Raw genomic sequence first — 6,574 nt, 5'->3', positions numbered from 1 at the left:
TTATTATCTGTAGCGGTTCTATCTACATCACTTGTAGCATGTTCAGGAACACCAGAGAAAACAGTGGCAAAAGAAGAGAAAGTAAAATTAACAGAACAACAATTAATGGCTGATTTATGGTATCAAACAGCCGGTGAAACGAAAGCACTTTACTACCAAGGGTACAACATTGGTCAATTAAAGCTTGATGCAATTCTTGCAAAAGGGACAGAGAAAAAACCTGCTATCGTGCTTGATTTAGACGAAACTGTTTTAGATAACAGTCCTCATCAAGCAATGAGCGTAAAAACAGGCAAAGGCTATCCTTACAAATGGGATGATTGGATTAACAAAGCTGAGGCTGAAGCCCTTCCAGGCGCAATTGATTTCTTAAAATATACAGAGTCTAAAGGTGTAGATATTTACTACATCTCAAATCGTAAAACGAATCAACTAGATGCGACAATTAAAAATCTTGAGCGTGTAGGTGCTCCTCAAGCAACGAAAGAACATATATTACTACAAGATCCGAAAGAAAAAGGAAAAGAAAAACGCCGTGAACTCGTTTCTCAAACTCATGATATTGTCTTATTCTTCGGTGATAACTTATCTGATTTCACAGGTTTTGATGGAAAATCTGTAAAAGATCGTAACCAAACAGTAGCAGATTCAAAAGCACAATTTGGTGAGAAATTCATTATTTTCCCGAATCCAATGTATGGCGATTGGGAAGGCGCTTTATATGATTATGATTTCAAAAAATCAGATGCAGAAAAAGATAAAATCCGTCGCGACAACTTAAAATCATTTGAAGTAAAATAAAAGAGGATGGCATTCGCCATCCTCTTTTATTTTACTTTCTCTGTTAAAGGCAAGATAAATACTTCCACACGTCTATTCTTTGCCTTTCCTTCTTGTGTATCGTTTGGAGCAATTGAACGGTATTCTCCGTATCCAATCGCACTAAATTTTTCTGGTTGTAATTCTTTATTTTGCAGTAATACTTGCATAAAATTAACTGCCCGCTGCGTACTTAATTCCCAATTCGACGCAAACTGCGCATTGGCAATAGGGACATTATCCGTATGACCCGATACTGTAATTTCACGAGGTGACGCTGAAACAAGTAAGCTAGACATCTCTTTTGCAATCCCTAAAGATTCTAATTTCACATCTGCTTTCCCCGAATCAAACAGTATATTTTCTAATATTGTCACCATTAATCCCTTTTCAGTTAATTTAGTTTGAAAAGAAGAGGATAATTGTTTTTCATTAATATATTGATCAATCTTTTTTTGTAATGCTTTCAATTCATCCATCTCTTTTTTTTCTTTAGCTCTAGCTTCTTCTTGTTTTTTTGTTTGTTCTGCCTCAAGGCTACTTGCTGATAATTCTTTTTCATCATTTGGCTTTTGATCACTTAAAAATTCTTTGTTACCTGTTCCCCCAGCTAATTCACTTCGAAAAGCAACTGCCATCTGTTTAAACTTCGCAGCATCTATACTACTCATTGCGAATAAAACGATAAACAATGCAAATAACAACGTTAACATATCAGAATATGGGATTAACCATGTTTCATCGATATGCTCATCATGTTTTTTCTTTTTGCCTCTTCTATTTTTCTTACTCCGCATTTTTTTCTGCTCCTTTTTCTAGCTTTTTACGCTCAGTTGCAGAAAGTGCACCTAAAATGCGGTTCTTCATAATAAACGGATATGTACCTTCTTGTAACATTAATAAACAATCAATGATTAAACGTTTTTTCTCAATTTCAGCTGAAGATTTTTGCTTTAACTTATTTGCAAATGGATGCCATAATACATAACCTGAAAAAATACCAAAAATCGTTGCAATAAACGCACCCGAAATAGCATGACCTAACTTTTCAATATCAGTTAAGTTACCAAGCGCAGCTACAAGACCGATAACAGCACCTAAAACTCCTAATGTCGGTGCATACGTACCAGCTTGTGAAAAAATAGCAGCTCCCTTTGCATGTCTTTCTTCAATTGCCTCTAATTCAGATTCCAAAATCTGCTCCAAATCTTCTGCGGATACGCCATCAATCACAAATTTCATACCGCGCAAAAGAAATTCATCTTGAATTTTGTCTAATTGTTGCTCTAAAGACAAAATACCGTATTTTCTACTTTCAGATGTCCAATGAACAAATAATTCTAGCAACTGTTCATAACTTAAATCCTTTTTATTTGAACCAAAAAGAACTTTAAATAGTTTTGGAACCCTTTTTAGTTGATTCATCGGAAATGCAATACATACTGCAGCAAATGTACCGATAAAAATAATTAATGCTGCGGCAGGATTTAATAAGGCTGTTATGTCAGCGCCCTTGACGACCATCCCTACTACCACTGCTACAAATCCTAAAATAAGTCCAATAATTGTTGCAAAATCCATTCCCATTCACTCCCAGTCTATACAAGAAGTTCTCTATTCTCGATAATCGCTACATCTTCTTATGTATATATATTACATAAAAAATGCATTTCATGAAAGATAAGAAATGAATTATATAAAAAAATACTACAAATTCACACATTTTCTGACATTTTCTTTGCATTTCTATTACGTTATGACTCTTATATTCCTTTTCCAACAAACTAGATTTATAATAAAAAAAACATTACACATTTTATTAAGAAGGGACTGTGATTACAAGGCATCATGAAAAAGATAATAATTATTTCTGCCACTACTATTGTAATCGGGATCACATCTTTCGCTTACTTTGGTTCTAAAACACCACTACATAATGAAGCAAAAGCTGTCGAAAGTCAAAAGCATAATAACCATAAAAAAGAAGAGATTCCTGCTTTTCCAAAAGCTGATCATAATGCAAAGAAAATAGACAATGACTTTTCAGTGGTAACAAATCCCAAATCTAATCTTGTCTTAATTAATAAACATCGAAAACTACCAGATGGATACATTCCTGAAGACTTAACGAGACCAAATGTACCATTTATTAGTCCAAAAGATAAAGAAAAAACATTGCTGCGAAAAGATGCTGCAGAGGCACTTGAAAACATGTTTAAAGCTGCGAAAAAAGAAGGGCTTGATCTTACAGCTGTATCTGGTTATCGTTCATACAAACGCCAAAAATCGTTGCATGATACATACGTTAGACGCCAAGGAAAAGCCGAAGCTAATTCGGTAAGCGCAATTCCTGGTACAAGTGAACACCAAACGGGTTTAGCAATGGATATTAGTTCAAAATCAGCTAAATTTCAATTAGAGCCTATCTTCGGAGAGACAGCAGAAGGAAAATGGGTCGCAGAACACGCTCATGAATTCGGCTTTGTCATTCGTTACTTAGAAGATAAAACAGATACAACAGAATATGCATATGAACCATGGCACTTACGCTACGTTGGTAATCCATACGCTACATACCTATATAAACATCACTTAACATTAGAAGAAGCGATGGAAGACAAAAAATAAGAGAGCAAATTGCTCTCTTATTTTTCTTTCACTCTATTATTGTAGTAATTTCTTCTTCCATTCTTCAGGCCATGGTTCGCCTCTTCCTGTTTTTTTCGACGCTTGAACCATCATTCCACGACCTACTAAACAAACCTCTCCTGCTGCATTCTTCACCATATAATGTAAATCTAAAGAAGAATTCCCGACCGATCCTGCCTTTACATACACCTTCAGCTGTTCATCAAAATATATTTGCTTAATAAAATTACATTGTAAATCCGCAACAACGATCATCGTTTCTGATGATGCATGTGTCCACTCTTGCATAAATCCAAGTTCTTTAAACAACGCAATACGAGCTTCTTCAAAATAAGTAAAAGCAACGACATTATTTACATGTCCAAACATATCTACTTCACCAAAACGAACCTTTACAGGGTTGTAAAACGAAAAACCACTTTCCCATTGCTCAAAGTCTTCAATATAAGAAATCCTCTTCATTGTTATCTCCCCTTTTCACCTTTAAATAAACAGAATAAACAGAAAAATAAAGTTATAAATATTGCCTCTTCGATATGAAGAGGCAATATTTATTAATAGTTATTATCGCTACCAAAGAAATCTTTGAACGATTGAATTGTTGTATCACGGTTTAATGCCGCAATTGAAGTTGTTAAAGGAATACCCTTCGGACATGATTGCACACAGTTTTGAGAGTTACCACAGTTTGCTAGTCCTCCATCTCCCATAATTGCACGTAAGCGATCTGCTTTATGCATTTCACCCGTTGGATGTGAGTTGAATAAGCGAGCTTGTGATAACGGTGCTGGTCCAATAAAGTCAGACTTACTGTTTACGTTTGGACATGATTCTAAGCAAACACCACATGTCATGCATTTTGAAAGCTCATAAGCCCATTGACGCTTTTTCTCAGGCATTCTTGGTCCTGGACCTAGGTCATACGTACCATCAATTGGAATCCACGCTTTAACGCGTTTTAGAGCATTAAACATGCGACTACGATCAACTTGCAAGTCACGTACAACCGGGAATGTCTTCATCGGTTTTAAGCGAATTGGTTGCTCTAATTGATCGATAAGTGCCGTACATGATTGACGTGGTTTTCCGTTAATCACCATCGAACATGCACCACATACTTCCTCTAAGCAGTTCATATCCCATGCAATCGGAGTTGTTTGGTTCCCTTTTGAATCAACAGGATTACGACGGATTTCCATAAGTGCTGAGATAATATTCATATTCGGACGATATGGAATTTCAAACTCTTGGTCAAACGCTTGCGCATCTGGCCCGTCTTGTCTCGTAATGATGAGGCGGATTGTTTTCTCAGACATGTTGTTTATCCCCCTTCTCTTCACCCTTAGCAGCTACATCGTGTTTTGAAGAATAATCACGTTTACGTGGTTTAATTAACGAAATATCAACGTCCTCGTAATGGAATGCTGGTGCATTTCCTTCTCCCTCAAATTTTGCCATCGTAGTTTTTAAGAAGTTTGCATCATCACGATTTGGGAATTCAGGTTTGTAATGCGCCCCACGGCTCTCATTACGGTTATATGCGCCAATTGTAATAACACGTGCTAACTCAAACATATTTGCAAGTTGGCGTGTAAATGAAGCACCTTGGTTACTCCATCTTGCTGTATCGTTAATGTTAATACGTTTGTAACGAGCCATTAATTCTTCAATTTTCGCATCTGTTTCTAATAATTTTTTATTTTCACGAACTACTGTAACGTTATCTGTCATCCATTCTCCAAGCTCTTTATGAAGAACATACGCATTTTCGTTACCATCCATCGTTAAAATATTGTTAAATTTCTCTGTTTCGATTAATTCATTTTGCTCATATACAGTAGATGAAACAGCATCAGATGATTTAGAAAGACCTTTCATATACTCAATTGCGTTTGGTCCTGCTACCATACCACCATAAATTGCTGATAATAGTGAGTTTGCACCAAGACGGTTACCACCGTGCATAGAATAATCACACTCACCTGCTGCAAATAAACCTGGAATATTTGTCATCTGTTTATAATCAACCCATAGTCCGCCCATTGAATAGTGAACAGCTGGGAAGATTTTCATCGGTAGTTTACGAGGATCATCCCCTGTAAATTTCTCATAGATTTCAATAATTCCACCTAGTTTAATATCTAGTTCTTTTGGATCTTTATGAGAAAGATCTAAGTACACCATGTTTTCACCGTTAATACCTAGTTTTTGCTCTACGCAAACATCAAAGATTTCACGCGTTGCGATGTCACGAGGTACAAGGTTTCCGTAAGCCGGATATTTTTCTTCTAAGAAGTACCATGGTTTACCATCTTTATATGTCCAAACACGTCCACCTTCACCACGTGCAGATTCACTCATAAGACGTAATTTATCGTCTCCAGGAATTGCCGTTGGGTGAATTTGAATGAACTCACCGTTTGCATAATATGCGCCTTGTTGATATACAGCAGAAGCTGCTGTACCTGTATTGATAATGGAGTTTGTTGATTTTCCGAAAATGATACCAGGGCCCCCTGTTGCCATAATCACGGCATCTGCTCCGAAACTTCTAATCTCCATAGTTTGTAAGTCTTGTGCAACGATTCCTCGGCACACACCTTCATCATCAACAACAGCTCGTAAGAAATCCCAACCTTCATATTTCGTTACAAGTCCTGCTACTTCGTGACGACGTACTTGCTCATCTAATGCATAAAGTAATTGCTGTCCAGTTGTTGCACCAGCAAATGCTGTACGGTGATGTTGCGTTCCACCAAATCGACGGAAATCAAGAAGTCCTTCTTCCGTACGGTTGAACATAACACCCATACGGTCCATTAAATGAATGATACCAGGTGCTGCTTCACACATTGCTTTAACTGGTGGTTGGTTCGCTAAGAAGTCCCCACCATAAATTGTATCGTCAAAGTGGATCCATGGAGAATCCCCTTCACCTTTCGTATTTACGGCACCGTTAATTCCGCCCTGAGCACATACAGAATGTGAACGTTTTACTGGTACTAAAGAAAACAGTTCAACATTTACTCCTGCTTCTGCCGCTTTAATCGTTGCCATTAAGCCAGCCAAGCCACCGCCGACTACTATAAGTTTCCCTTTCATGCTC

Annotated in this window: 7 protein-coding genes; 2 read left to right on the top strand and 5 right to left on the bottom strand. The window is 37.1% G+C overall.

Annotation, left to right across the window (positions count from 1 at the left end; genetic code table 11):
• The coding region (locus ACQGSG_RS01105) for a 5'-nucleotidase, lipoprotein e(P4) family (protein ID WP_426947012.1) at positions 1-801 on the top strand (801 nt) is incomplete at its 5' end.
• A 26-nt stretch (positions 802-827) separates the two neighbouring features.
• On the opposite strand, the gene motB is transcribed toward ACQGSG_RS01105, so the two are convergent.
• Both motB and motA read right to left on the bottom strand, forming a co-directional pair.
• Positions 828-1,616, bottom strand: a complete 789-nt coding sequence (motB, locus tag ACQGSG_RS01100) for a flagellar motor protein MotB (protein WP_001256735.1) — start codon at positions 1,614-1,616, stop codon at positions 828-830.
• Positions 1,606-2,400: a flagellar motor stator protein MotA gene (gene motA / locus ACQGSG_RS01095; protein WP_000344853.1), complete on the bottom strand. Its 795-nt coding sequence runs from the start codon at positions 2,398-2,400 to the stop codon at positions 1,606-1,608. Before motA ends, motB begins: the two co-directional genes overlap by 11 nt.
• Positions 2,401-2,667: 267 nt before the next feature.
• Between motA and ACQGSG_RS01090 the strand changes: the two genes are divergently transcribed.
• On the top strand, positions 2,668-3,447 hold the full coding sequence (locus tag ACQGSG_RS01090) for a M15 family metallopeptidase (RefSeq protein ID WP_000720201.1): 780 nt from the start codon (positions 2,668-2,670) through the stop codon (positions 3,445-3,447).
• Positions 3,448-3,483: 36 nt separating this feature from the next.
• Here ACQGSG_RS01090 and ACQGSG_RS01085 read toward each other — a convergent pair whose 3' ends face one another.
• From ACQGSG_RS01085 to sdhA, 3 genes are all read right to left on the bottom strand, one after another.
• On the bottom strand, positions 3,484-3,930 hold the full coding sequence (locus ACQGSG_RS01085; RefSeq protein ID WP_000822734.1) for an acyl-CoA thioesterase: 447 nt from the start codon (positions 3,928-3,930) through the stop codon (positions 3,484-3,486).
• Between the two features lie 92 nt (positions 3,931-4,022).
• Positions 4,023-4,784: a succinate dehydrogenase iron-sulfur subunit gene (sdhB, locus tag ACQGSG_RS01080; protein ID WP_001291827.1), complete on the bottom strand. Its 762-nt coding sequence runs from the start codon at positions 4,782-4,784 to the stop codon at positions 4,023-4,025.
• A complete protein-coding gene (gene sdhA, locus ACQGSG_RS01075; protein ID WP_000676750.1) occupies positions 4,777-6,570 on the bottom strand; it encodes a succinate dehydrogenase flavoprotein subunit in 1,794 nt (597 codons plus the stop codon). The genes sdhB and sdhA overlap by 8 nt, the downstream gene beginning before the upstream one ends.
• Between the last annotated feature and the right edge of the window lie 4 nt (positions 6,571-6,574).

The organism is Bacillus sp. GMa5/1 (genome assembly GCF_050172015.1).
Taxonomy (GTDB): domain Bacteria; phylum Bacillota; class Bacilli; order Bacillales; family Bacillaceae_G; genus Bacillus_A; species Bacillus_A cereus.
This window is presented reverse-complemented; position numbering and strand designations above follow the sequence as displayed.